This window comes from Desulfovibrio sp. UIB00 (genome assembly GCF_022508225.1).
Lineage (GTDB): Bacteria > Desulfobacterota > Desulfovibrionia > Desulfovibrionales > Desulfovibrionaceae > Desulfovibrio.
In genome coordinates, this window is the sequence record NZ_JAETXJ010000003.1 from 188,198 (window position 1) to 213,573 (window position 25,376).

Sequence of the window (25,376 nt, forward strand, 5' to 3'; positions counted from 1 at the left end):
AACCGCCATAAAAACACGTTAAAGCCATGCTTGAATACCTGCGCATTCGTAATCTGGCCCTCATTGAGGACATGGAACTGGAGTTTTCGCCCGGCATGAACGTGCTGACGGGTGAAACCGGGGCGGGGAAGAGCTTTATCCTTAAAGCGCTGGGTTTTCTGCTTGGCGACAAGCTTTCGGCGGATATGGTGCGCGCGGGCGCTGAGCGCGCGCAGGTGGAGGCCCTCTTCAGCACAAAAGATGCCGACATGGTTCTGCGCCGCGAGATTGTGGCGGAGACAGGGCGCAGCCGCCTTTACATCAATGATGAACTGCGCTCGCAAGACAGCCTGCGCGACCTGCGCAACCGTCTTGTGGCCCACACCAGCCAGCACGCCCAGCAAAAACTGCTTCAATCCTCATTTCAGGCCAAACTACTGGAAAGCGGCCTGAGCTGCCCCGAGCTTCTACACCAGCGGGACGACCTGCTTGCGCGCCTTCAGGCCAATGCGGCCCAGCGCTCTGCCCTGCTTGAGCGTCAGGCCGGGCTGGGCGAACGGCGCGAACTGCTTGAAATGCAGCAGCAGGAGATCGACAAGGTCTCTCCCGAAGAAGGCGAAGAAGAAAAGCTGGAAGAAATCCGCGCGCTGGCCCGCTCCATGGAGCACCAGCAGGAGAATTACGAACAGGCGCTCATTTTGCTGCAAGGCGATGAGCAGGAAGGCGTGATCGACCAGTTGGGCCAGCTTGAAAAACTCTTGCAGCGCATGTGCCGCGAGGACGATTCCCTCCAGGCCGATGCCGACGCTGTGGCAGCCCTGCGGCAGCAGTTGGCCCACCTTGGAGGCAGGCTTCGCCGACCGCCTGCCTTGCCGGGGCTGGACGAAATGCCCGACATGGATCATCTGGAAGAACGCCTGTTTGCCCTTGCGCAACTCAAGCGCAAGCTGCACAGAACCCTGCCGGAGATTCTTTCCCTGCGCGAAGAAATTTCCGAAAACCTTTCCTTCCTTGATGTCTGCGCGCTGGACATCACCCGGCTGGACAAGGAAGCGGCAGCTCTTGCCGCAGAGCTTGCCGCCGTGACTGCCCGCATCATCCCGGCGCGCCGCGAGGCAGCAGCCGTCATTGCGACCAAGCTCGAAAATGAACTGCGCCAGTTGGGCTTTTCGGACCAGGTGCGGGTGTTGCCGGATTTTGCCGTACAGGAAATCTGGCCCGGCGTTACGGACGAGCGCGGGCGCATCCTATGGGCACCCAACCCCGGGCAGCCCCCGCAGCCACTGGATAAAATAGCATCGGGCGGCGAGCTTTCACGCTTTTTGCTGGCCCTTGCCAGCGTGCAACAGGATGACGAAGGCGCTACATTCATATTTGACGAAGTCGATGCCGGCGTTGGCGGCATGACCCTGAACAAGCTGGCCGAAAAGCTCTACGCACTGGCCGAAACGCGCCAGATGCTGCTCATCACCCACTGGCCGCAACTGGCAGCCCGCGCCCGCAGACACTTTCAGATTGTTAAGATGGTGCGTGACGGGGAAACCTTTACCCTCTGCTCCCCACTTAACAAGTCAGACCGCCACGCTGAGCTTGCGCGCATGGCAGGCGGCGGCGAACAGGGCGAGGCGCTGGCCCGCAGCCTGGAAAAATAGCACTCTGCAAAATTTGCCGTATGGTTTATGCCATGCGGCATTTTTCTTTCATGCTTGCCGCGACATTATCGTACTGCGGCCAGTATCTACGCATCTTTCTGACAATTTTTTGACTTTTTCTAAACTTTTTGCCCTTTTTCAGGCCTGCAATGAGAACTGGCACTTATCTTGCTAATACCTTCCCCAGATAACGAAAAGGCAAATTTGACCATAGCCACAGGGGGAGCATGTGACTAACGAAAATAATAATTGCATAAGCGCCATGCTCCATATGCAAACTGGCGCTCCCGAAGCCGCCTCGCATGTTCGGCACGGGCAGATTGCGGGGCAACCGCTTTCGGGCCTGGACGAAGCATCGGCCAGGACTTTGAGATGTCTGGCAAAGGATGGCGAAGGGCTTGTTACGGCGCTTGAAGCACGGCTTGATTCGCTTCAGGAAGCCTTTATGGACATGCTGAACACCCAGCTTGAAGAACGCCACCTCCGGCCCGAAGACCGCCTGCATGTGTATGTTTCGCCAGAGGGAACCCTGGTGGTTGAAGGCAACGACAACGACGCCAACCTGCTGTGTGACATCATCACGCGCAAGCCGGATTTGCAAAAGAGCTTCAAGCAGATGGCCCAGGTGGCCATGCTCTCGCACGGTGTAGAACTGGCAACCCAGATCCATAACGATATTATCGATCAGGTTGAAGACGCCAATCCCCTGCTTGGGCACTACCATATGTGCCTTAAGGGCCCGCTCTCGCATTTCTACATTCGATAGAGCTTGCCAAAGTCGAACAAGCGACTTATTGTAATGCTTGACCAAATGGGGGCGCACTGGTTTCGACGGGGACGTGGAAGCCTTAGCGGCAGGTCGAGGCGCCGCTGGCCTCGTAAAAAGCGGCAACAAAAGTAATTGCCAACAACGATTACGACTACGCTTACGCTGCCTAAAAACAGCGAGGCAACGATCGCCTAGGCGGTCACGTCATTCTGGGCCATGTCTGATAACCCTGAATGGCGACACTTATCAGGCTGGCGGAAACTGGCTCTTACCGGGGTTTTCCGCGAGGAGTTTACCGGCGAGATTGCCGTGAGGCGCCCGGTCAGGGGCTACCACCACGGTGAAATTAATACCTGACATAAACCTGTAGATGCTTCGTGTGGACAGTTCTCGGACGGGGGTTCAACTCCCCCCGCCTCCACCAACCCCCACAAATTAAAGTGGCTTATACGATCTGAATAAGACGTATAAGCCACTTTTCGTTTCCCAGAATTTCTTCATCATTGTACTTACTGTTATTTTTTTACAGTCCGTACCCAATATCATTCAGTGACATCTTGGGGCCGTCCCTACCAATCCATGGGCTTGCCCAGCGGGCCACGCGGGATATCCGGCCCAAAGCTATAGGCACCGGGGCGTTGTACGTCGCTCAGTTCACGGCGGGCATGCAGAATCAGATCCTTGTGCAGGGCTGACACGTCATAACCCTGCTGCGGCACCACAAAGGCTTTGAGTCTGTAGCCCTCGTCCTGCCGCATCAGCCGCACTAGGCACTGCTTAACCCCTTCGTGGCGCTCGATGACCGAGGCCACATACTGGGGAAACACATTGATGCCGCCCACCTGCACGGCTTTGTCGATGCGCGCGCCCGGTCGCAAGTGCCGCTGGCCAGTCCAGGTTACGTTATCCATCAGCGGGTAGTGCTGCACCACGCCATCCGGAAGGCAGCGCACCAATGCGTTGCCGTGCACCCCTTCCCCCCGCGCCACATGAGGCAACAGTTCATAATCGGCTTCCGGCTCAAAGCGGCCGCAAACCACACCCATCTCTGACGAGCCAAAAAACTCCAGCACACGAAAGCCCTGCCGCTCCAACGCATACATCACCTCAGGCGGCGTGGGCGAAGTGCCAGTCAGCAGGGTAATCCCCTGCCCCGCTTCAGAGCTGGAGACCTGCCATCCCCGCATATCCACAAGGCGCGACAGCAACAGCGGTATGCTGATAACAAGATCGCCGGGGCGCATCTGCGCCTCAACCATTGTTGGCAAAGGCGGCACACTGCGGATAGGAACCCCGAGGCTCAGGGGCAGCAGCAAGCCAAACGTAAAGCCATACATGTGATGCATGGGGACGGTGATCAGCGCCGAGGTTCTGTCCGCCACAATAGGGGCCAGACTGGTCACTTCCTGCCGGATGTGGCTTTCCTTATGCGTGCAAGGCTTGGGCTTGCCTGTTGAGCCGGAAGTAAAAAACGTGAGCGAGCGGTCGCTATTTTCCCACTGCTGCAAAACCTGTTGCGAAAAATCGCCGCACAGCCCGCTAATTTCTGGCGCTGCCGAAGTAGTGTGAAACATGGCATTGCACCGCTGCGCCATATTTTCCAGCGCAGCTGCATCAAGCCCAAGCGCTTCCCACCGCATGGATGCAAACTCGTGCGGTGCGCGCGACTCAAAGCTCAGGGGATTGCGCTGGCTCAATTCTGCCTGCGCCACGGATTGCACAATCGCCGTAACAGCCCTGAAATCAAGAATTGCAATCCGCTCAAGCGGCCAGGACTCCATTACGCACCCCGCACTTCGATAAATGCCTGTCTGCCGCTTGCAGCAGCAGCGCAGACGCAGTTAACAGCTTCGGCCCTGGCCGTCTGCGGCATGTTCAAGGCCAGCATCACGTCCAGTGCGTGGGCCAGCGGCCCATGACCGTACAGATGTTCATGAGTTACCCAGCCCGGCCCGGAAGCAGCACCCGAGGCAAAGACAGGGCCGCCCCCCTCCGGCTCTTGCCCCCACCGCACTTGCAGCGAGGGCGCACCGGCAGCTTGCCTGCCCAGACACAGGGCAACGGCCCCTTCTGTCTGGGGGTGCTTGCTGCTTAAATATTCCGGGCAGCAGCGGGAAAAACGGCTGTCGGTTTCGTCCACCGCGCACAGCAGCACCCTCTCGGCCCGCCCCGCACCCAGCAGGGCTGCCGCAGTGCTTACGGCACCGGCAAAAGAAAGCTCAAACTGCGAAATGGTAAAACACGGCCCCTCAATGCCAAGCAGCAGGCTGAGCAGGCCCGCGCCCATATTGTTGACGGCATGCGAAAAGGCCGTTGGTGAGGAAAGATGCGGACCGTTATCCAGAATTGAATCCATGAAATCCATGCTCATCTGTGAGCTGCTGTAGGCCGTGCCAAAAACAAGAGCTGTACGGTGCAGCACATCTTTTTGCCGCCAGCCCGCCGCATCCAGAGCCTGCACGCAGGCCAGAAGCGCCATACGCGCATAGCGGGGAATGCGGCGCAGCGACACGCCCGGCAACAATGCCGCGAGAGAAGAAATATCGGGGGCAGATATGGCAGGCGCTTGCCCTTGCTGTATGGCTGCAAAGGCATCCTTGCCGCCAATGCTGTGCACAAGCCCGGTTCCCGTCACAGAAAGCGCAGCACTGCTCATGGCTTTACCCTCCCCAGAACCAGAGCGGCATTGCCGCCGCCAAAACCCAGCGAGGTTGAAAGCGCAAATGGAGAAGATGCCGCAAGGGCGCTCTGCGTGGGCGCAAAACCTATTTCAGGGTCAATAGTGTAAAACCCCGGCGATGCCGGAATCGTGCCATTGCGCAGGGCCGCGAGCGTCAACACTGCTTCCAGCGCGCCAGCGGCCCCAAGGGTGTGCCCCGTGCCGCCCTTGCTGGCCCATACGGGCACTCCCGGCAGCAGGGTGCGCAAAAGCCGCCCTTCAACCTTGTCGTTCTCACGGGTAGACGTACCATGCGCGTTCACAAAGGCCATATCCGCCGCTGTGAGGCCTGCCTGATCCAGAGCCGAGCCAATGGCAAATGCCAGCCCCCGCCCTTCTGGATGCGGCGCGGTAAAATGATGCGCGTCTGAGGCGTTGCCGTAGCCCAGCACATGCCCGAGCACGGCGGCATTGCGTTTGCGGGCATGCTCAACGCTTTCAAGCACCAGCGCGGCTGCGCCTTCGCCAAGATTCAGGCCTTTGCGGTCGCGGTCAAAGGGGCGGCACGGCTGGTCGGAATATATCATCAACCGCGCAAAACCCGTATGCGGTACGAGGCTCAGGGCATCGGCACCGCCGCAGAGCACGCACTGGCACTGGCCTGTGGTGATGAGATCCATTGCAAGCCCAATGGCGTCCGCGCCGGATGTGCAGGCGTCGGTAACGGTCAGGCGCGGCCCGTGGGCCTCCACGTCCATCTCCAGCGCAAGATTGGCGCTAAAGTAGTCGTCACGGTCAGCCCCCTGTGCGCAGGAGCATACAGATGATGCTGATTCCGCAACCTGCTCTGGCGTGGTTCCACGGCTGGCGGCGTAAGACTCCAGAAAATGCGATGCGCTCCCGGCGGTTGTGCCAAGCACAATGCCCGCCGCAAGCAACAGATGCTGGGGCAGCGCTGCCTCGGCCAGCGCGCTATAGCACACGGCCCTTGCGAGCGTGAGGGTATCCTGCGCGGAATGCTTGCGCCCGCCGGGAAAGTGCTTTGCAGCAAGCCCGAAAAACGGATATGGCAAGGCCCGGCTGTCCAGCACACTAGCCGCAATAAATCCGCCCCGCCCGCTTTGCAGGCCATCCAGAACCGCAGCCGGGCTGTCACCCGCCGCGCACAGACAGGCCATGCCTGTTACAACAACGCCTGAACCGTGCTGCATTGCTTTTCTCACGCCTGCGCTTTGCGGGCGCATATAAAGTCTGCAAGGCCGCTCACTGAGGTAAAGGCCTTGCGGGCTTCCTCGGCATCAGCAATGGCGACGCCAAAGTGCTTTTCAACCACGACCACAAGCTCCACCGCGTCCAGCGAGTCCAGCATCAGGCCGGAATCCCCAAACAGCGGGGCCGAGGAATCAATGTCTTCCACGGTAACGTCTTCAAGGCGCAGGCCATCAATAATCGCCGCTTTCAGGGCGGCTTCCATTTCGTTTTTTGTCATCATTGCGACCACATATCGTAAAAATTAAAGAACTGGTACGGGTGCCGTTCCACAACGGTTTCCATTGCTGCGGCAAACTGTTGCGCATACGGCTGAAAAACAGAAACATCACGGCGCGGCAAACCAGCGGACACCGCCAGCCGCTCCGCCATAAAAACTCTGGTGACGCCTTTTTCCCGCACGGTAAAGAGTATGAGCAGTTCCGCCCCCGTAATGGAAGCCAGTGCATAGGCGCTGGCAGGGATGCGGATGCTCCCCCCCATAAACATGACCTCAACGCCCTGCCCGGATTGCCGCGTGCCGTGCAACCTGTCGCCCATGAGGCAGACAACCTCGCCGCGCCGCAGCGCTGCCGCAGCCTCGACCATGGAACCCACAGGGTCCGCCGAATCAATGATCTTGAAAGGCCTGCCCCTGCCGTGCTGGAAGTAGTGTTTGCCCTGATCCTCAGGATTGTGCAACTGCACCACGTTCACCGGGCGGTCAAACTGCTCCAGCCCCGCAATCCCCACCTGCCATGCGCCAATGTGGGCCGTCAGCACAATGCAGCCATACGGGTTGGCCCCTGCCTCTGCAAATCGCTGCCGCACATACTGGTCAGTTTCGCAAAAAGGAAACCGCCCTGTGACCCCGGCAATCATCCTGTCCAGCAGCACCTGCCCGAAATTCAGATACAGGCGGTAGGCATGCACAAACCTGCTCCAGGCTCCGGCGCGGGGGAAGCGGCGGCCAATATAGGCCGCGCAGCGCTGGCGCACATGGGGCAGCATGGCATAGTACAGAACAACAAAGGCCAGTACCATTCGCGCTGCAAAGACCATCCTGCAACGCACCAGAACCTCAAAAAAACCGTATTGAAGTCGGGAGCCAAGCACAGCTGTTATGGGGCGTTTAGTCTGCAAGGTCGCTCCCTTTGCCGCCCCCCTGCCGCATGCGCGTCATGCCGCGCGCCGCAAGATAGGCCAGCGCGGCCACTACGGCCCCTGCCAGCAGACCAAGCAGAGGGGCAAGAACAAGCGCGCCCACAAACCAGTCGAGTATGCGCTGGGGAGCTTCATAGCCGAGGGTCTGCACAGAAAATTCCGTCAGCCATCTGCCATTGCGCAGCCTGTAACCAAGCAAAACCCCAAGGCCCGGCACAAATGGGGGCCACGTGAGCGGGATCATTGCCAGCGCGCAAAGCCTGTTCAACCGCAGCCAGCCAATGCACAACAGGAGCAGAATGCTCTGCAAACCCGGCAAAGGCAGTGTGGAAACAGCTATGGCAACAGCAGCGGAACGCCCCAATTGCCACGGTGTGGCCCTGTCTGCAAGCAGGCGGCGCAGGGAATCCATGGGGCGCAGCAAGGATATGCGGCCCTGCCCGTCCACGCTGTGCTGCCGAAAAGGCACAGGCACAAGAGCGCGAATGGTCAGCCGCGTGTTCAGCAGAGAAATACGGATATTGTCCTTGAGCGCCTTGAAATGCGAAACGCGCTCTTCCCTCGGCGGATAATACACCCGAATGTCAATTTCGCGCACGTCAAATCCGGCCCATGCGGCGCGCACCAGCACTTCAACCTCAAAGGCGTAGCCCGGCTCCGTGAATTTCAGGCAATCCAGCACACGCAAGGGATAGGCGCGGAAGCCGCTCTGCATGTCGCGCACCCGCTCCCCTGTCTGCACGCGCATCCAGAAGGCGGAAAACGCCCTGCCAAAACGGGACGAGCCTGGTACGTGCGGCACGTTGAAATCGCGGCAGCCTACAATAATTGCGCCGGGGTGCTGCGCAATGGCCTGCAAAAAAAAGGGGATATCCTCCGGGTAGTGCTGCCCATCGGCATCCAGCGTAATCATGTACGTTGCGCCAAGCCGTGCGGCTTCCGCCGCGCCAGCCAGCAGGGCCGCGCCCTTGCCGCCGTTGCGGGGCAGACGCACAAGCGTGATGGGCAGGCCTTCCAGGCTGTCAGCACTGCCATCTGTGGAGCCATCGTCCACCACAATGACCGTGCTGCACTGGTTCTGGGCGCGCTGCACCACATCGCGCAGGCTTTCACGGTGGTTGTACACCGGAATGACCACGGCGATTACTGGCGGCATACGACCTTGCCCTGACGCCACTGGGCGCAGAATTCACGGTAAAAGAGTGGCGGCTCCATAAGCAGTTTGCCATCCAGATCGAGCATGAGCTGGGTTGTGCTGGCGGTGGTGGTCACAAGGCCTGCCGCATCTTCAATGCGGTATTCAAAATCCAGCACTGCAGCCTCATTCCAGAACAGCTCCGCGTGGATGGTGTATGCCTGGCCGTAGAGCAGCGGGTGGTGAAAATCCAGATGAAAAAGCTTGAGCGGTACAACAACGCCATTATCACGAAAATCGAGATAGCTGATACCATAGGCACGGCCCATGGCCTCCCGGCCATCCTCAAGCCAGCTGGCATAGCGGCCATGCCACATGAAGCGCACGGCGTCCACCTCTTCAAAGCGCACCGTGCGCTGAACGCTGACGCAGAGAGAAGGCACCTCCGGCGCGCTGCGACGGCGAGGACGTGAAGCGCGGTGCAGGCTCATGGGGCGGCAACCTCCACCTGTATGCGGGCTGCCAGCGTTTCACCGCTGTGCAGGGTGCATTCCCAGCGCCCCTCACGCCGTCCCTTGCTCAGGGTCAGCAAAATATCCACATCCGGCCCAAGCGGCGCAAGAAATTTGGCCTGCGGCACACATGCCAGATCTGCGGATTGCCCCATTGCTTCAAGTGCAGCCTGAACCATGAGCACCTGAACGACAGCGGGCAACACAGGATGCCCCGGAAAATGCCCGGCAAATACCGCACTGTCTGCCGCAAAACAAAAGCTCTGCCGCCACGCGCCCTGCTCTGGCGAATGTTCCAACTGGCTGGCCGCATGCAGCACGGCATCACGCATCACGCTCATAAATGCGAAATCTCCACAAAATACATGTCGATGGTCATTCCATCCTGCTCACTGTACACGCCATTCAAGCCATCCGCAGTCGGGCTGAACCGAGCCTTCCAGCCTTTGCCCTCAAGGTTCGTCAGCGCCGGATCCTGACCGAGAGCTGGCAATATTCTGTATACGGCCACACCAGCGCGAACAAGCAGGCTGGCGGCCTCCCTGCCCATACCTTCCGCCGGGATGCATTGCATTTTTACAGACTGCGCACTTGTTGCACCCTTTGGCTCACTGTCTAACGCAACATCCGGGCTGTACGTGCAGACGCCCAAAGTTCTGCCATGTGGCAGAATAAGCGCCAGACTCCCGCCGGATTCAGTCATTTGCACTTCGCCCTGCACAGGCGCGCTCTGCCCGGCAAGGGTCAGCCGCGCGCCAAACTGCGCCACAAGCGAATCGCTCTGCTGGCTTGCCTGAAGCGGCGGCAACTGCATTGTGCGCTTTTGCGCACCGCAAGCGGCAACAAGCCCCAGAAGCAGCAGCAAGCCTAGGTAGCGCACGGCCTTCATGCCTGTTTTCCTTGCACCCGGCAGAGTCTGGGCAAAAACCACAAGGCCACAGGAACCTCCACAATCAATCCCCAGAAAATAACTTCACCCATAGCTTTAAGGGCCGGGTGTTGCGCAAGGGCCAACAGCCCCATGCCTGTAAACGTGGTGAGCGAAGACACCACAACAGCACGTTCCACACCCATTTTCACCCCGCTGACAAGATCGTGCGTGACCACAATACCGTGATCTGCCGCAAGGCCAAGCACCAGCGGCATTGCCGCCATGCCCGCCAATGTCAGGGGGTGGCTGGTGATGGACATCCACGCAAGTATACAAGCAACGGAACACAACGGTGGCAAAGATGCAAGCAAGGTTCGCCGCGCATCGCGGAAGTATAAAAACAGAAGCGCCAGGCAGGCCATCCAGGCCAGGGGCACAAGCCGTTTTTCCATGGCAAGCTGCTGCAACAGCGTTGTTTCAAGCTCGCCGGGGGCCAGCGCAATGGTTTGCGCGGCGAGGGCAGGCTCCAGACGGCTCACATCCGCTTTTTTGTCGGTAAAGAGCAAAAGCCGAGCTGTGTGGTCATCAGCCTGCGGCGCATGCAAAAAGACGTCTACCATTTCGCCAAGGCCTGCGGCGCGCAGCACTGCAGGGTCAAATTGCGCCACCGGGCGTTCAAGCAACTGCGCAAAGGGGGCAAAGGCGTTAGCGGTGAATCCATAACGCTGCGCCGCAGAGGTCAAAAGCGCCTGAACACGCGGCCCTTCCGCCTTTGCAAAGGCTTCCCACCGTTGCACGTTGGCCTGCGCCTGTTCTGGCGAAGGCCACACATCGGTAAGGGTGCCGATATTGTTTTCCGGTTCCAAAACACGCAGGGCCTGCGCTACGGCGCGGCCATTGGCAAGGGCGGCGTCCGATGTCGGGCCTTCAACCACGAGGATGTCGCTGTCGCGCGATCCCCAAATGGACTTGAGCTTCTCGCCATCCTGCTGCAATTGCGCCATATCCGCCCCCATGGTGCGGGGCGAAACATCCACGCGCACAAGAGAAAACAAGGCGTAGCACAACAGCAATAATCCAAAAACACTGGCAAAAACACGCAGGGGCACAGGCTGACGCGGCGCTGTATTTTCCTTGCGCACAGGCAGGGGCGGCGTATTGAACCAGGGGCACACAGGGAGCACAACAACAGCCAGCGCAAAGCCCGCGCTCAAGGTCAGCAGGGCAAAGAGGGCCAGCTGCCGCACCGCCGGAATGCCCGAAAGCAACAATACGGCAAAGCCGGAAGCATTGACCAGATATCCCTGAAACAGGGGCGGCGTGATATGCTCCAGTACACTCTCAGTTGAGTCGCCGCTGCGCAGGGCAAAATGCATATGCACGGCGTAGTCTTCCGCCACGCCAAGTACGGACGCGCCGAAACCCAGGGCCAACCCGGAGAGTGCTGGCGAGAGCAGGGTCATGCCGCCCAAGGCAAAGCTGGCGGCAAACGCAGGCACCAGCATAAGCCACAGCGCGCCACGCGAGCGCACCAGCAAGGCGTACACCAGCACAAACCCCAGCATGGAAAAAAAGACGATATTGGTCACATCGCGCTGGATAACCTGCGAATTGACGGCGCTGTGCCTGTGCCCGCCCACCACAAGGCCCTGCATATCCGGCGCGAGGTTTTTTTGCATGGCGGCATAAATGGCGTCCATCAACTGAGCGGCGGCGCTGACATCGTGCAGGGAATGGGCTGGTCGCAACACCAGCAACAGGTGTTTACCGTCCGCGCTTACCGGATAGCCCAACACAGGATCGGGCATGGCTCCGGCATGTTCTGCTGGCAGGCGCGAAAGCACAAATCGGCGCAAACCCAGTGGATCAGCCCGCAGCCATTCCTGGGCAGGGCCAGCGGCAAGGAGGCTGTTCAGATTGTCGTGAGCCGAGCGCACGGCAACATCAATCTGCGAGGCATCGGCTGCCTGTTGCAGTTGGCCCAACGTGGCATCATCCATAAAATAGGGCAACAGAGCCATGAGAGCCTGGGCATCGGGCATGCCCACGGCCCCCACCCTTTCAGCCATATCCGGCGGCAGATCGCCCACGATGGCATCGGCAGCGCTTGCAAGCGCATACTTTCCGCCCTGGCGCTCTGTGGTAAGATCAATAAACAGCAGGCCAGAAGCCGGGGAAACATCCAGGGCTTTGGCCATGCGGCGCACCTGCGGCGCATCATCGGGAAAAAAGGCCAAACTGCTGGAATCTGGCTGTATTCGGGCAGCCAGCAAGGCAAAAACCGCCCAACAAACAAGAACCAGGCTGAATCCCAGAATCTTGTGCGAGCGTAACCAGCAATGAAGCCTGACAATAAAAGGCTTGCCCATAGGCCTACTGACCACCGCTCCCCGCTACCTCAAGCACGGCGCAGGGCGCTGGCAAGGCCTCGTTGACCCGAGTTTGTTTAAAGGCAATACGCACCGTATCGCCGTTACGTTCCGCAAAGGTCAACTGGCGTACACTTCTGAGATCATCGGCGAAGGTTACTTCAATGCTTGCAAAAAAAGACTGACGAAGGGGATACAGCAGCAGCATGGGTTTGTCGGCCTGCGGGCGCTCAAGCCTGTAGGTGGCGCGCAGAGCCGCAGGGTCAATGCTGATCCAGTCCAGAACATTCCGGATTATCGCTGTAATAACAGTGGATTCCCGCTCATTGGCAGGGCGCGTTGCTTCCGGTGAGCCTTCCCACAGAGCGCCCTTTCCATTCTTGTAAATGAAGCCAGAGGCAAGAGGACGAGTATACGCCCAAAGCAGGCTGTCGGCGGTTTCAAAGCCCTTGTCATCCCTACTGGCGGCACGCGCCGGGGCATTGGCAGCATTGGCGCCACGGCGCAGGCAAAAATAGCCTTGCGAGGTCATGGGGCGGGCCAAAACGGCCATGGATTTTTCCTGCACAAAATCAGCGCTCAGGCTGGCAATGCCAGCACTTTGCTTTGCGGCAGCATCCAGCAGAGCCTCGGCGCTTGCAAGCGGCTGCTCCTGCGCAACCGCAAAAGTGGACAGCACGGTAAAAGCCATAATAAACCCAGCCAAGAGCAACAGACCCACAGATGAACGCATCAGGCCGTTTCCTCCGGCATAAATATCTTGAACTGCCCGGTGGCCAGCAGCTGTCCCTCTGCATGCACCTCGCCGTCAACAACCGCAATTTCGCCAAGTCTGGCTGAGACGCGCACTAGAACCTCCAGGCACTGCCCCACATGCGCGTCGGCATGCACGGTCACATCGCGCAGGGCGGCAAGGTAGCCCCAGCCCGCGCAGGCTTCACCTGCAGCAAGCAGGCTTGCCCCGGCCCCGGCGGCAAAGCACTGCGCCATGATTTCCGCATAGGCCACGCGCTCAAGTTTACCGTCAGGCCGCAGAAAGGGATTATCATCCCGCACTGCCGCCGTTGCCCGCGCTTCTTCGGAGCTAAAGCTTTCAAGCCCGCTCAGAAGAAGCATGGGGGCACGGTGCGGCACAAAGGCCGTAAGGGACTGCTGCAAATCAGTATTCACTGCTCGCCACATTCCGGCGGATGCTTTGGTCAAGAATGCCGACCCACTTGTTGTAATTGGGGTGGATAACAGCGCTGCCATCGCTCTTGGCCTTGTATTCCATGTTGGTGCTGGCCTTGTAGTTGATGCTGTAATGTGTGGCCGTATATGGGATGGAAACCACCACAGTGTGCTTGTTGCGCACCATGATTGTGGCTTCAATAGTGTTGGAAGAAGGTTCAGAAACGCGCCAGCCTGTATCAGCGCAGGCTTTGACGATGGCATCGTGCATCTTTTTTTCAGAGATATTCTTGCTGGCTTCAGCCGAGGGGAAGTCATAGGCAAAGGTGCCCACAGGCTGGCCAAAACGGCAGCCAATGGCCGCAAGAGTCATCACCAGCACCGTAAGCAAAAGATATTTTTTCATTACAGTTACTCTCCTGTCGCACATGTTAGATGTTTTACATAAAGATTTCTGACATGCCGCATCATGGCGCGATGCGGTAAAAGTTCTCCGGCAAAGGCTTGCGGCCATACAGGATCAAGAAACTCCATATGGATGGTAGCAGGATGAAAGCCCTTGGCGCCAGGAGGAAACACCTGGAAGCTGTTGTGGATCAACAAGGGGAGCACAGGGCGACCAGCCTTTACAGCAACGTGGAAAGCGCCGGCCCTGAACTTGCCCAGAGCACCAGTGCGGGTACGGCTGCCCTCGGGAAAAATCGCCAGAGTAACCCCATCACGCAGACGTTCAAGGCACAAAGCCTCGACCTGTTCTGCGGGCAGACTCTCCGCATCAATGTATTCCGCGCTGCGCATGGTTGGCGCAAAGAAAAAAAGCAAGCGAAAGGGCCAGCTTTTGGTTATCAGGCACACATTGGCCTGATCCTGCGCCGCGAGCAGGTAAATATCCAAAAAAGACTGATGGTTGCACACAACAACCGACCCAGGATACTCCACTGCCATATGTGCGTTGCGAATACGCACCGGCAGCCAGGGCCGCAAAAAAAACAGCGTAGAGCGGCCATAAAGCCAGATGTACCGCCGATTGACCGCGCACATGACACCGGGAAAAACCTTGTGTAACGCGGCAATGCACAGTGTTAAAGGCAAAATAATAATTGTCCAGCAAACAAAAATTGCACTTATGGCAATGTTTGACACAATATTACTGTTCCGCCTTGACGGTTCCTTCATCGCGCAAGGCCTCGATGAATGCATAAATGTCCCCAAGTGTCTGAATTTTTACCAGGGACTCTTTGTTTTGCAATTTGAAGTTGAAGGCCTTTTCCAGCACGATGACCATATCCACGATATCAAGGCTATCAAGCCCGAGGTCTTCCTTGATATGCGCTGTAGGAACAAGCTGATCCGGGGACAATTCAAATTCTTCACTCAAGGCCGCGTCAATCGTCTCTCTAATTTTATTATCGTTCATTCTTTCCCAACATTCATTGAATTTTCACGCAAGCTATCAAATATGATAGTGCAATTGCAACCGCCAAGCGCAAAACTGTTTTTTAATACCAAACCGCTTGGTTTATGTAGATGCTCGTACATATGGTTCAGATTCCCACATCTGGCATCAGGATTACGCAAGCCGCGCGTTGGAAAATAGGTGGAAGACTGCAACATATCTATACACAAAATACTTTCCAGCGCGCCGCTGGCCGCCATGGTGTGCCCCAGGTGCCCCTTGAAACTGCTGACAGGTGTTGTTGAGCCAAAAACGTCTTCAATGGCCTGTCCTTCCGCAATATCACCGAATTCTGTAGCGGTGGCGTGGGCGTTAACATAGGCAACATCCTGCGGTTGCACGCCTGCATCTTCCAACGTTCTGCGCATGCAATCGGCAATGGCTGCCGCGTCGGGCTGAGCGATGCTGCCGGGTGATGAAGATATGGCTGCGCCGCGTATTTCCGCCAGTACAGGCGCATTGCGGGCCTGAGCACTTTCCAGACTCTCCAGCAGCAGGATGCCCGCACCTTCGCCGCAAACAATGCCTGTGCGCTCCGCATCAAAGGGGCGCGAGGCGCAATCCGGGTCTTCTGTGTGGGATGCCGCGCCAAGGCGGTCAAAGGTGGCGGAGGTCAAAAGGTGGAATTCATCCGCGCCGCCGCAGAGCATCATTTCTTCCCGCCCTGCGGCGATAGCCTCAAACCCCAGACACAGGCTCATGAGGCCAGAGGCGCAGGCGGCGGCAGGCGCAAGCGTGCGGCCGGCGCAGCCGCAGGCCAGAGCCACATTGGCGGCGACCGTGTGGCTCATGACCTTGAAAAATACTGTACTGCGCATGCTCTCCACGCTGTGCTCGCGCAGAAACATTTCAAAAAATTCATGCAGCATGGTGGGGCTGCCCACAGTTGAGCCAACCGCCACGCCCATGCGCTGCTCGGGCCGCTTGCCCAAGCCGGCATTGGCCAAAGCCTCCCAGGCAGCGAGGCAGGCAAAAATGGACATGGGCGACATAGAACGCCGCAATTCCCTGGGAATGCGCTTTTCCTGCAATGGAGGCACCAGCCCGGCTACCCGGCATGACAGACCTTCAAGTTTATAGGCTGGCAATGGGGACAACGCGCAACGGTTATCACGCACACCTTCGTACATGGCTGCCACGCCCTCACCGAATGGCGAAACCGCGCCCATGCCGGTTACGACTACTCGCTTTCCGCGCATTCCCTGAACTCCTTGAGAACGTTATCGTGACCGAAGGAAAAGCCCACAGCCAGGGCAGCGCTGACCATGCCGCCCAGCACACCGGGCAGCAGGATGTTCTGCCCGGCCAGAAACAGCCCCGGCAGGCGTGTGACAGGCAGCATGGGCATGGCGCCAAGGTAGTGCTGCACGCCATAAAGGCTGCCCGTTGCGCCGTAGACCCAATGCCGCATGGTCAGCGGGCTTGCTGCATCCAGGATGCGCCAGCGCCCTGCCAGTTCCGGCAGACGCTGTTCAATGTAGGCCTGCAATCGGGCAGTGGCCTCACGTTTCCACGCCGCATAGCTTTGGGGGCGCGGATGCGGGTCGCCGTTGGGCAAATCCTTGTCATCCATGAGCGCCACGGCCATTACAGCCTTTCTGCCATCCGGCTGCGGCCTGTCGCAAAAAAGGTATACGCTGGGGTGTGCGCTTTCCACACCCTGAAACAGTTCTTCCGCAGATGGTTCCGGCAGCAGATAAATGCTTTCGTTTTCATTCAGGCAGTCGCGTGTTTCTGCAAACAGCAGCATGGCGGAACGTGTTTCCGGCAGCTCATTTATGCGGTGCAGGTAGGCCGGACGCATGAGGCCCTTGGGGATCAGCCCCTCAAGCTGCGAAGGATGCCCGGTAAAGAAACAACGCTCGCAGGCAAGGCGGGAACCGTCACCTAACACCACGCCGCGCACGCCCTCGCTCTTGTCGGCCTCAATGCCCACAACAGCAGCGTTGCAACGCACAGTGACCCCAAGCTCGCCAAGGCTCGCAAGAAGCGCCTCAACCAGAGCCAGCCCGCCGCCATGCCACGAACCGCTGGACTGAAAATACGGCCCTGCCACAAGGGAATATTCTTCAAGCGAGGATTCTTCGGGCCGCACGCCGTACAAAAGGCACCGGGTGCCGAGCATGGCCCGCAAGTGGGGAGGAAAGCCCGCAGATTGAGCGTAATCGGACACGCTGCCCGCGCTGTGAAGCGCAAAAGACGGTTCTGACCGCACAGCAGGATTCAGGTAGGGGGAGTGCTCCAGCTCCGCATCCATGCGGTGCAGAAAAGCCTCCATGGCTGGCCCTGCGCCGGGGAATTGCCGTTCAACTGCTTCTGTTACCGCCGCTTGCCCTGCCGGGAGCTGAAAGGCCTTGCCATCGGCAAAGTGGAAGACCTCCGTGCGGCTGGTCGTGATCTGCCGCAAATGCTTTTCTACACCCAGTGCCCGCAGCCAGCGGCGCAAAACACCCCCGGCATGCAGGCCACCGCCACAGTGAAAGCCAGTATCAAAATACAGGCCATCACGCCAGAAACCACGCAGCAATGGGGCAATGCGCGCGCCCGCTTCCACTACGGCAACGTCGTGGCCCTGCCGCGCCAGCAGCAAGGCGGCAGTCAGGCCGGTAATGCCGCTGCCCACGACCACACAGCGCATCAGCCGAGCCTCAAAGCGATACTGGCATTGCTGCCGCCAAAGCCCGCGGCATTATTCAGCACGACTCGCGGGGGTTGCTCCAGCCTGCGGACAAGTACAGGGATGCCAGCGGTATCGTCGTCCGGCCCTTCATAATTTATGGTAGCAGCCGTAAAGCCCGCCTGCGCCATAATGACGGCATAGGCCACCTGCGATGCGCCAGACATCCACAGTTCATGCCCGGTGAGGCTTTTCAGCGCCATGACATCGGGGCAGTCAGCGCCGAAAACGGCACGCAGATTGGCTGCCTCCGCCGCATCGCCCTGAGGGGTGGATGTGGCATGCGCGTTGACAATATCCACATCGGCAGCACTCAGCCCGCTTTCCGCCAGAGCCATACGCATGGCGCGCGCAAGCCCTGTGCGGCTGGGAACGGAAAGGGTCTCTCCATCCGCGCTGCAACCAAAGCCAAGCACTTCTGCCAGAATGCAGGCATTGCGCTTGCGGGCCGTATCGTAATCTTCCAGCAGCAGGGCCGCAGCGCCGCCGCTTGGCACCAGCCCGTCCCTGCCCTTGTCAAAGGGGCGGGAGGCCGACTCCGCAGGGATGCGCACAGAAAAAGCCCCCAGGCCGTCAAAGGAGCAGACAGACGGCCAGTTCATCTCTTGCGCAGCGCCGCAGACCACGCGGTCAAGCCGCCCAAGGCGGATCTGGTCTGTTGCCTGGCCGATGGCATATGCTCCGCTGGCGCAGGCGGCGCTTACCGTCCAGCTTGGGCCGGTATTGCCAAGCAGTACATTGAGATTCATGGTGATGGTGGAATTCATGCAGCGGAAAACATGGCCGCTGCCCATGCCGGAAGTGCAGCCAGCCTCCTGAAGCGCAGCCTGCTGGTCAACTACAGACTGCACTGTGGAATCATTGCCAAAAACAAGGCCGCACCTGTCCGAGCGCAGGTCTTCGGGTGCAAGCCCGGCCTGCTCCAGGGCATCCAGGGTTGCCGCATGCGCCTGAATGGCAAAATCCGACATGCTTTTGCGCTGCTTTCTGTTAAGATGGCGCGCGCAATCAAAACCGTCTATGCGCCCGGTAAGTGGGCTGCGAAACCCATACTCCAGCCGTTGCGGGTCGGCAACTATGCCGGAAATTCCATTATACAGGGCGCTGGCGATCTGCTCGCGGCTAATGCCCAGAACAGATACAAGCCCCACGCCAGTTATGACAACTCGCCGCATCGGGCCTCACATGTACAGTCCGCCGTTAACAGACAGCACCTGCCCAGTAACGTAGGAAGAGAGGTTGGAACATAAAAATCGCACGCATCCCGCCACTTCTTCCGGCAAACCCGGTCTGCCAAGGGGCACGCTTTTCATATATTCATCCACGGGCAGCCCGGCCGTCATCTCTGTGCTGATAAAGCCAGGGGCCACGGCATTAACGAGCACGTTGCGCCGCCCAAGCTCGCGGGCAAGGGCGCGCGTTGCGCCGATAAGACCAGCCTTGGCTGCGGAGTAGTTCACCTGCCCCGCCATACCAGCCTGCCCCGAGGTGGAAACAACATTGACCAAACGCCCCGTGCGCGCCCGCTGCATATGCGGTACAACCTTGCGCGATACATGGAAAAAACCGTTGAGGTGCACACCGATGACGGAATCCCACTGTTCTTCGGACATAAGGCCAAAAACGGTATCGCGCGCAAAGCCCGCGTTGTTTATCAGGGCATAGGGGGTTTCCGTTGCGAGCAGTGGATCAAGGGCGGCTTCCACCGCATCTTTGTCCGCCACATCAAAGGGCACTAAAACGCACTTGCGCTCCAGAGCCTCAATTTCATCGCGCACGGCTTCTGCGGCATCGTGGTCGTTGCGGTAATTCAGCCAGATATCAAAACCATCGGCGGCCAAGCCAAGGGCAATGGCCTTGCCAATTCCCTTGCTTGCGCCTGTTACCAGGGCTATGGGCGAATTTTGCATTTACTCCCCTGCTTGCATGTTTGCAGGCCTTTATTTATTAAAAAGGCACCAGATTGGACAGCCGCACAATATACAAGAGACTCTTTTAGGACAACTCTCAATTTAGGATGGAATTTATCATGCGGATTCTTGCAACAGCCATGATTGCGCTTTTTTTCTTTTCCAGCGGATGCAGTTGGGTTGGCAGAACTGCTGGCAAAGCCTCTGCAAAAATTGAAAGAAAGGTTGATGCTGTTCAGCAGGGCTATAGTGACGGCTACAAGGATGAACAAAAGAAAGCAGACTAGTTTGCTATGTTGATTTTGCGGTGTCGCGCTGCTTTTTGAAGAAAATAAATCAACAAGCATGGTTCAATGCTTGTCTGGCAACATCGATAACGCCCAGAAAAAACTTAGCGTGGCTTATAACGTCCTTATCAAACATATAAGCCACGCTTTTATCCATTCCTTCAAGCAGGACTTCAATCCCCCCTACTTCCCCGCTGGCGCTCTTGTAAGGCTTATCTCCGCCAATGCGGCATCCAGATCAAGGTTCATGGCAAACCGCAGCCCTTCACTGCCAAGCACAACACGCACGGGCTTATCCGTATTTTCCGTACCGCTCACAAACATGGTTTCAAAGGCCTCCCACATGCCGTCACTGGTTTGGGGGCAGTCCACGGCTTTCCCCTTGGGGGCGAGGGCCGCGCCCTGCGCGCCAAATACGCTTGTCTGGCCTCCGGCTTCCAGAACCAGCGGCAGCCAACCGTTCTTTTTCAGTTCTTCAAACATGGCCCCAATGGTTGTATTGGCAAAGGGCGCAGACAGGGCAACCGTTTCCAGTTCGCCGCCCTTGCCGTCAAACTGCAGGCCTTTGCCCGCGAGGTTCCACGATTGGTCGGCAAAGCATATGGCATAAGCGCCGGGTTCTTTAAGCCCATCATAGCCCGGCAGAGCGAATTCCTTCCAGCGGGCCACGTCCATTCCCTTGCGCATCAGCTGCACCAGCATGAACATGGGCACACCCGCCGGAGCCACATAGGCCTCGCCATCGGGCATGGTAATGAGCATGGAGGGATACTTGCGCTTTTCATTACGGCCTGCGGCATCCATTCCAAACTCGATTTCCTTGGCTGAGCCCGGTTCCGGCTCGTGATAATACTGCCAGCCCGTACCGTTTTGCATGATCACGCCAATGCGCGTGCAGTCGTGCTCAGGAAATTTTGCCGGGCCTACCGTTTTGGAAGATTTTTTTGCCAATCCGTCAACAACAGGCTTTTTATCTCCATTGTTGCCCACGCAAAAAACGGCCTTGATGTCAGAACCCATGCTGTTTTTCAGCACAATCCCCGCCGCAAGCCCCGTTGACGGCAGAAAAACCAGCAGGGCCGCCACGCTGGCAACCCATTGTTTCAGCAAGTACATGCGAGACTCCTTGTGATGCAATTTAAGAGCTGATGCCTGCCGCACACGCTCAGAAGCCTGCTTATCAATGCAGCGCTTCGCGCAGTTCCGCCAGGTTGGCATCGTCTTCGGGGTAATACAGTTCAACAACCGTGTTGACGTCATTGGTCAGTACGGTGCCGATGCCGCCTTCGCGGGTAGTAAAATCAACGGTGCCTTCGCCGGTGGTGATATTGATGCCCTTCAGCTTGCGGGCAAGATCAATGAGATCCGTGCCCCACTGCCCGTTTTCCACCTTTTTGAGCGGATACAGGCCAACTGCGTACCACACTTTTTCGTCCGGCTTGTCGTAGATTGTCCACTGGCCGGTGTGCGTTGTACGCCAGCCTTGGGGGATGGTTTTTTCCTGCGGTGCAGGGGCGGGGGCAGCAGGGTCAGCCAAGGCCGCAAAATCAGGCCTGTCGCCAATAGGGTCTGCGGGTTCAACGGGCTTTGCATCGTCCGGACGATCGCCAGTCACAAGCCACCTGGTATTTTCAGGGCCTTGCGCTACTGCCAGCAGTTTGCTCAGAGGCGCTGCAGTCTTGGCCTTTGGGGAAATTTTCAGGCTTTTTACAATGGGCCCCGCGCCTCGGCAGGCATGCCCAACAGAGACTTCCATATATTTGTCGTCTGCAAGGCCAACCCAGTACCGCGCAATCTTGTCCGCAAAAACAACTCCCTTGCCTTCACCCAGAGTGCGCAAGTCGTTGCCGCCGGTTGTGCTGGCGGAAGCTTTTGCAAGCAGATCCAGATCGCCGTTAAAGCAATCCTTCTCAAGCATCGTCACATAGCAGTCTTCTTTTGGAGAGCTGAGCAATACCTGATTCCCCTCCTCTTGTGTTTTCCAGCCTGCGGGTACCTCGACCACCCAGTCGCCCACAGAACGGGGAGCCGCAATAGCTGAGAGGCCGGGGCAAAGCAGCAGGCATAGCAGCGCAAGCGCAGGCTTCGCGGCAGTCTGCACCCATGAAAAAGAAATCGCACTCCGGGGCATTCCCCAGCTGACACAAGCAGAGCCATTATGCGCGCACACGTTGGAAACACTCAAAAAGCCCATGTCGCAATCCCCCGGAATTTTATTGATGATTTCGGCCTGATCTTCCCTCTCCACTTCCTTACCTTCGTAACGTACCTATGCATAAATGTCTTTGGATGTTTTGGCCTGAAGCTGGCAAGGCGGCCCAAATTCACCAGAATGCGCAAACCTGCGGGGCTGACAGCACAGAAGCATTGACCGAATAGCGCACATATGCCAATTTTTACGACAACATTGACTGGCCTTTTGCCACGCAAACCGAGGCCGCGCGCAACACGCTGCTTCATAATCCTGCGCATGCCCCCAACAAATCCAAGGAGTTCGTATGAGCACCGGCATCTTGATCGCCACAGGGGCCGCTGTGGTTGTGTTTGCGGTCATTGTAGCCCTTTACAATGCCCTGGTGCGCGGCAAAAACATGGTGGACGAAGCATGGAGCAGCATTGATGTGCAGCTCAAGCGGCGGCACGATCTGGTGCCCAATCTGGTCAGCACCGTCAGGCAATACGCCAGCCACGAAAAGAGCCTGTTTGAAGAAGTGAGCGCGGCGCGTGCCCGCAGCCTCTCCGTACAGGGTGATGTTGCGGCCCAGGCCAAGGCGGAGAATCTGCTTTCCGGCGCGCTTGGCAAACTCTTTGCCATTGCGGAGGCATATCCGGAGCTTAAGGCCAGCGAAAACTATCGCCAGTTGCAGCAAAGCCTTGCAACGCTGGAGGACGAAATCCAGATGGCCCGTCGCTACTACAACGGCGCAGCAAGGGAACAGAACGACCGCGTCCGCCAGTTCCCGGGCAATCTGGTTGCCGGATTTTTCCACTTTGCCCCTGTGGCGTATTTTGAACTTGATTCACCAGCAGAGCGGGCGGTTCCTGATGTTGGTGCACAATAACAGGCAAGACGGGCTGGGCATCCGCTTGTGGCGGCAGGCCCTGTACTTCATAGTTGCCGCACTGATGGCGGCCTTGCAGCTTTGGTGCTCCGGCGTACTGATAATGGCGCGGCGGTCAGATGCCTTGCTTGGCTGCAATCTTGGCGCAGGGCTGATCTGGCTGTGGTATGCGCGGCGGTGCTATATGCTCGGCAATTTCGCGCGTATGGCCCTTGCGTTCATGGGCTTGCTCGGCTCTGTGGGGCTGGCGGCCTTGAGCCTGCCCGACCTGCTTTTTTAACCACGGCCAGCGTCACGGCATCCCCCCTCAAACAGCCTGCGCAAGGATGAAGCCATGCACACGCCCTATGCCAGCAGTTGTTTTACACGCCGCATTGCACTGAGCGTATGCGCCCTGCTGCTCTGCATCCAGGCCATGTGCTTTGCTGCATCCGCACAGGAACGCATAGAGAGTTTCGCCTCCACCGTCACAATCCATCAAGATGGCAGCATGCATGTTCGCGAAGCAATTGTTGTGCATGCGGAAGGCAATCAGATTAAAAAAGGCATATATCGCGAACTCCCCCTGCTCTATTCCGGCCCGGCAAACTACAGCGGTACGGTGCCTTTCACCGTTACATCCGCAAGCATTGACGGCGTGCCCCTCAACCCGACCGAAACCGAAATCAGGGGCGATTACATTCGGGTGCTCATGCGCGGCAAGGAGCCGCTCTCCACGGGGCAGCACCGCTTTGTGCTTGAATACGACACATCCCTGCACCTGCGCTTTTACGAATCCAACGGGGAACTCAACTGGAACGCCACTGGCGTATGGGGCTTCCCCATCCTCAGCGCTTCGTGCCGTGTCATTCTGCCCAAGGGCGTAACCGTGCAGCAAACCGCCGCGTGGGCCGGGCTGGCTGGCTCCAGAGATTCCGACCATATCACTATTGGCAGACCGCAAGCCAACGAAGCGACCTTTATCCTTGACAGGTCCCTTGAGCCGGACACCCAGTTTACGGTGGCTGTAGCCTTTGACAGGCAGAGCGTTGCCGACCCGGTACTTCCGCTTGCACTACAGCAGCAACGGGAAGAAGAGGCCTTGGAGCTAACCCGACAAGAAGAGGAGCGCGCCATCAGGGAGCGGGGGCTGCTCTTTGAAGTACTGTACGATAATCCCCTGCTGCCTGCGCAGTGCCTGGCTTTTTGCGCTGTGTTTCTTTATTATTTTCTGCTTTGGCAGCGCCTCGGTATTGACCCGCCCAAGGGTGCCATCTTCCCCCGCTATTACCCGCCCAAGGTCGCTCAATGGGGCAAAAAATCTGCTGCTGAGACTACGCCGCAAGCGCTTTCGCCGCTGGCGGTGGAGTTCTTCTACAAGTCGGCCCGCATCTCTGGCCGGGGGCTTGCCGCCACATTTCTGACTCTGGCATTCAAGGGCTTGTGCCGCATCAGTAAGGCAGACGCCAAAACCTACGCGCTGGAACTGATAGCAGCATCAAACGGGCGCACAGAGGGGCTTACCGCAGAAGAACAGACCGTGTACCGCGAGCTTGCGCGCAGTACGGGTAAGGGTGAAAAAGTCTTGCTGCACCCCAAGAATGAAGATATCCGCAGTATTTTCAACGCAGCCAGGGCAAACCTGAAGCAAAACTTTAAGGGAGCATGGCGGCTGAACACCTGGGTTGCGGTGCTTGGCTGGTTTTTGTTGCTGCCGCTGGCCTTTGCGGCGAGCTTTTGGGAAGTTGATCCTGCATTGCTTGCCCCGGAGAACTCGCAACTGTCGCTGATTCTGCTGTTGCTCGCGGTTTGCCTGGCCTTTTGCGCAGCGCTGGCGCTCCCCCTGCTGCTGATGCGGCAGCAGGCAAAATCCCTGCTGGTAACTCTGGGCCTTATGGCTTTGCCACTGGCCGGGGTAACTGCGGTTGGTCTTCAGTTTTATTTTTACGATCTTGGGTGGCTGCTTCTTCTGCTCATGATTATCACGTCCATTGTCTTCACAGCCGTCATCAAGGCTCCCAGCCCCGCAGCGCGCCAGGTATTGGACGAAATTGAAGGCCTTGCCATGTACATGCGAACCGCAGAGCTGCCACGCATGGAGCAGGTAGGCGCCCAGGACGAAAAGCCCGAAGACACGCCCGAGGTTTTCCGCCGTCTGCTGCCCTATGCGCTGGTGTTGGGGCTGGAAAAAACGTGGTGCAACAGGTTTGCCGAACAGCTTCAGGCAGCAGCGCTTGAAGACTCCGGCGTTGATGTCGCCCTTGTGCACGGGCATGACGGCTGGAGCGACTTTTCCAATGGTTTTTGCAGCTCCGTGAGCGCCTCCTCCGCGTCTGCCGAATCCTCATCCGCCAGCGGTTTCAGCTCCGGCGGGGGCGGCGCAGGCAGCGGCTCTGGCGGGGGTGGAGGCGGCGGCCTGTGAACGGCAAAAAACTACTCAGGGCTTGCGTACTTTCGTGACGAGCAAGCAATAGCAA

General features: G+C 58.3%; 27 protein-coding genes and 1 other RNA gene. 7 read left to right on the forward strand and 21 right to left on the reverse strand.

Translation table 11 applies throughout. From position 1 onward, the window contains the following. The first annotated feature begins 26 nt into the window (after nucleotides 1–26). From JMF94_RS06360 to ssrA, 3 genes are all read left to right on the forward strand, one after another. On the forward strand, nucleotides 27–1,631 hold the full coding sequence (locus tag JMF94_RS06360) for an AAA family ATPase (protein WP_240824333.1): 1,605 nt from the start codon (nucleotides 27–29) through the stop codon (nucleotides 1,629–1,631). Nucleotides 1,632–1,860: 229 nt separating this feature from the next. After that, nucleotides 1,861–2,397 (forward strand): hypothetical protein, encoded by a 537-nt coding sequence (locus JMF94_RS06365; protein ID WP_240824334.1) that lies wholly within the window; start codon nucleotides 1,861–1,863, stop codon nucleotides 2,395–2,397. A 47-nt stretch (nucleotides 2,398–2,444) separates the two neighbouring features. After that, nucleotides 2,445–2,824: a transfer-messenger RNA gene (gene ssrA, locus JMF94_RS06370) on the forward strand. A 145-nt stretch (nucleotides 2,825–2,969) separates the two neighbouring features. On the opposite strand, the gene JMF94_RS06375 is transcribed toward ssrA, so the two are convergent. The 19 genes from JMF94_RS06375 to fabG form a co-directional block, all read right to left on the reverse strand. Then, complete coding sequence (locus tag JMF94_RS06375; RefSeq protein WP_240824335.1) at nucleotides 2,970–4,181, reverse strand: AMP-binding protein; 1,212 nt, start codon at nucleotides 4,179–4,181, stop codon at nucleotides 2,970–2,972. Continuing rightward, a complete protein-coding gene (locus JMF94_RS06380) occupies nucleotides 4,181–5,056 on the reverse strand; it encodes a beta-ketoacyl synthase chain length factor (protein ID WP_240824336.1) in 876 nt (291 codons plus the stop codon). The genes JMF94_RS06375 and JMF94_RS06380 overlap by 1 nt, the downstream gene beginning before the upstream one ends. Continuing rightward, nucleotides 5,053–6,270, reverse strand: coding sequence for a beta-ketoacyl-[acyl-carrier-protein] synthase family protein (locus JMF94_RS06385; protein ID WP_240824337.1), 1,218 nt, complete (start codon nucleotides 6,268–6,270; stop codon nucleotides 5,053–5,055). The genes JMF94_RS06380 and JMF94_RS06385 overlap by 4 nt, the downstream gene beginning before the upstream one ends. Before the next feature lie 8 nt (nucleotides 6,271–6,278). Next, nucleotides 6,279–6,533 (reverse strand): phosphopantetheine-binding protein, encoded by a 255-nt coding sequence (locus tag JMF94_RS06390; RefSeq protein WP_240824576.1) that lies wholly within the window; start codon nucleotides 6,531–6,533, stop codon nucleotides 6,279–6,281. Nucleotides 6,534–6,547: 14 nt separating this feature from the next. Continuing rightward, nucleotides 6,548–7,450, reverse strand: a complete 903-nt coding sequence (locus JMF94_RS06395) for a lysophospholipid acyltransferase family protein (RefSeq protein ID WP_240824338.1) — start codon at nucleotides 7,448–7,450, stop codon at nucleotides 6,548–6,550. Continuing rightward, complete coding sequence (locus JMF94_RS06400) at nucleotides 7,440–8,627, reverse strand: DUF2062 domain-containing protein (protein WP_240824339.1); 1,188 nt, start codon at nucleotides 8,625–8,627, stop codon at nucleotides 7,440–7,442. The genes JMF94_RS06395 and JMF94_RS06400 overlap by 11 nt, the downstream gene beginning before the upstream one ends. Beyond that, on the reverse strand, nucleotides 8,615–9,097 hold the full coding sequence (locus JMF94_RS06405) for an acyl-CoA thioesterase (protein WP_240824340.1): 483 nt from the start codon (nucleotides 9,095–9,097) through the stop codon (nucleotides 8,615–8,617). Before JMF94_RS06405 ends, JMF94_RS06400 begins: the two co-directional genes overlap by 13 nt. Further along, on the reverse strand, nucleotides 9,094–9,459 hold the full coding sequence (locus JMF94_RS06410) for a hypothetical protein (RefSeq protein WP_240824341.1): 366 nt from the start codon (nucleotides 9,457–9,459) through the stop codon (nucleotides 9,094–9,096). Before JMF94_RS06410 ends, JMF94_RS06405 begins: the two co-directional genes overlap by 4 nt. Next, the gene (locus tag JMF94_RS06415; RefSeq protein WP_240824342.1) at nucleotides 9,456–10,007 is read right to left on the reverse strand and encodes a hypothetical protein; all 552 of its coding nucleotides are present in this window, start codon (nucleotides 10,005–10,007) and stop codon (nucleotides 9,456–9,458) included. The genes JMF94_RS06410 and JMF94_RS06415 overlap by 4 nt, the downstream gene beginning before the upstream one ends. After that, nucleotides 10,004–12,226: a hypothetical protein gene (locus tag JMF94_RS06420; protein ID WP_240824343.1), complete on the reverse strand. Its 2,223-nt coding sequence runs from the start codon at nucleotides 12,224–12,226 to the stop codon at nucleotides 10,004–10,006. The genes JMF94_RS06415 and JMF94_RS06420 overlap by 4 nt, the downstream gene beginning before the upstream one ends. Before the next feature lie 136 nt (nucleotides 12,227–12,362). Then, the gene (locus JMF94_RS06425; RefSeq protein ID WP_240824344.1) at nucleotides 12,363–13,091 is read right to left on the reverse strand and encodes an outer membrane lipoprotein carrier protein LolA; all 729 of its coding nucleotides are present in this window, start codon (nucleotides 13,089–13,091) and stop codon (nucleotides 12,363–12,365) included. Further along, complete coding sequence (locus JMF94_RS06430) at nucleotides 13,091–13,528, reverse strand: hypothetical protein (RefSeq protein ID WP_240824345.1); 438 nt, start codon at nucleotides 13,526–13,528, stop codon at nucleotides 13,091–13,093. The genes JMF94_RS06425 and JMF94_RS06430 overlap by 1 nt, the downstream gene beginning before the upstream one ends. After that, on the reverse strand, nucleotides 13,518–13,934 hold the full coding sequence (locus JMF94_RS06435; protein WP_240824346.1) for a hypothetical protein: 417 nt from the start codon (nucleotides 13,932–13,934) through the stop codon (nucleotides 13,518–13,520). Before JMF94_RS06435 ends, JMF94_RS06430 begins: the two co-directional genes overlap by 11 nt. A gap of 5 nt (nucleotides 13,935–13,939) precedes the next feature. Further along, complete coding sequence (locus JMF94_RS06440) at nucleotides 13,940–14,740, reverse strand: lysophospholipid acyltransferase family protein (RefSeq protein WP_240824347.1); 801 nt, start codon at nucleotides 14,738–14,740, stop codon at nucleotides 13,940–13,942. Beyond that, a complete protein-coding gene (locus tag JMF94_RS06445; protein ID WP_022658786.1) occupies nucleotides 14,676–14,945 on the reverse strand; it encodes a phosphopantetheine-binding protein in 270 nt (89 codons plus the stop codon). Before JMF94_RS06445 ends, JMF94_RS06440 begins: the two co-directional genes overlap by 65 nt. Continuing rightward, nucleotides 14,942–16,183 (reverse strand): beta-ketoacyl-[acyl-carrier-protein] synthase family protein, encoded by a 1,242-nt coding sequence (locus JMF94_RS06450; protein ID WP_240824348.1) that lies wholly within the window; start codon nucleotides 16,181–16,183, stop codon nucleotides 14,942–14,944. The genes JMF94_RS06445 and JMF94_RS06450 overlap by 4 nt, the downstream gene beginning before the upstream one ends. Then, entirely contained in the window at nucleotides 16,165–17,622 is a 1,458-nt protein-coding gene (locus JMF94_RS06455) for an FAD-dependent oxidoreductase (RefSeq protein ID WP_240824349.1), read from the reverse strand. Before JMF94_RS06455 ends, JMF94_RS06450 begins: the two co-directional genes overlap by 19 nt. Beyond that, on the reverse strand, nucleotides 17,622–18,836 hold the full coding sequence (locus JMF94_RS06460) for a beta-ketoacyl-[acyl-carrier-protein] synthase family protein (RefSeq protein WP_240824350.1): 1,215 nt from the start codon (nucleotides 18,834–18,836) through the stop codon (nucleotides 17,622–17,624). Before JMF94_RS06460 ends, JMF94_RS06455 begins: the two co-directional genes overlap by 1 nt. Before the next feature lie 6 nt (nucleotides 18,837–18,842). Continuing rightward, a complete protein-coding gene (gene fabG, locus JMF94_RS06465) occupies nucleotides 18,843–19,571 on the reverse strand; it encodes a 3-oxoacyl-ACP reductase FabG (RefSeq protein WP_240824351.1) in 729 nt (242 codons plus the stop codon). Between the two features lie 107 nt (nucleotides 19,572–19,678). Between fabG and JMF94_RS06470 the strand changes: the two genes are divergently transcribed. Next, nucleotides 19,679–19,858 (forward strand): hypothetical protein, encoded by a 180-nt coding sequence (locus JMF94_RS06470; RefSeq protein WP_240824352.1) that lies wholly within the window; start codon nucleotides 19,679–19,681, stop codon nucleotides 19,856–19,858. Nucleotides 19,859–20,041: 183 nt separating this feature from the next. On the opposite strand, the gene JMF94_RS06475 is transcribed toward JMF94_RS06470, so the two are convergent. Both JMF94_RS06475 and JMF94_RS06480 read right to left on the reverse strand, forming a co-directional pair. After that, nucleotides 20,042–20,974 carry a hypothetical protein gene (locus JMF94_RS06475; RefSeq protein WP_240824353.1) on the reverse strand — a complete coding sequence of 311 codons (933 nt, stop codon included), beginning with the start codon at nucleotides 20,972–20,974 and terminating at the stop codon, nucleotides 20,042–20,044. A 64-nt stretch (nucleotides 20,975–21,038) separates the two neighbouring features. Then, nucleotides 21,039–21,959 (reverse strand): hypothetical protein, encoded by a 921-nt coding sequence (locus JMF94_RS06480; protein ID WP_240824354.1) that lies wholly within the window; start codon nucleotides 21,957–21,959, stop codon nucleotides 21,039–21,041. 397 nt (nucleotides 21,960–22,356) lie between these two features. On the opposite strand from JMF94_RS06480, the gene JMF94_RS06485 reads away from it, so the two are divergent. Genes JMF94_RS06485 through JMF94_RS06495 form a run of 3 tightly spaced genes read left to right on the forward strand, consistent with a single transcriptional unit; the run spans nucleotide 22,357 to nucleotide 25,321 of the window. After that, nucleotides 22,357–22,920, forward strand: coding sequence for a LemA family protein (locus tag JMF94_RS06485; protein ID WP_240824355.1), 564 nt, complete (start codon nucleotides 22,357–22,359; stop codon nucleotides 22,918–22,920). Further along, nucleotides 22,904–23,200 (forward strand): hypothetical protein, encoded by a 297-nt coding sequence (locus JMF94_RS06490; protein ID WP_240824356.1) that lies wholly within the window; start codon nucleotides 22,904–22,906, stop codon nucleotides 23,198–23,200. The genes JMF94_RS06485 and JMF94_RS06490 overlap by 17 nt, the downstream gene beginning before the upstream one ends. Before the next feature lie 54 nt (nucleotides 23,201–23,254). Beyond that, a complete protein-coding gene (locus JMF94_RS06495) occupies nucleotides 23,255–25,321 on the forward strand; it encodes a DUF2207 domain-containing protein (RefSeq protein WP_240824357.1) in 2,067 nt (688 codons plus the stop codon). Nucleotides 25,322–25,376 lie beyond the last annotated feature (55 nt).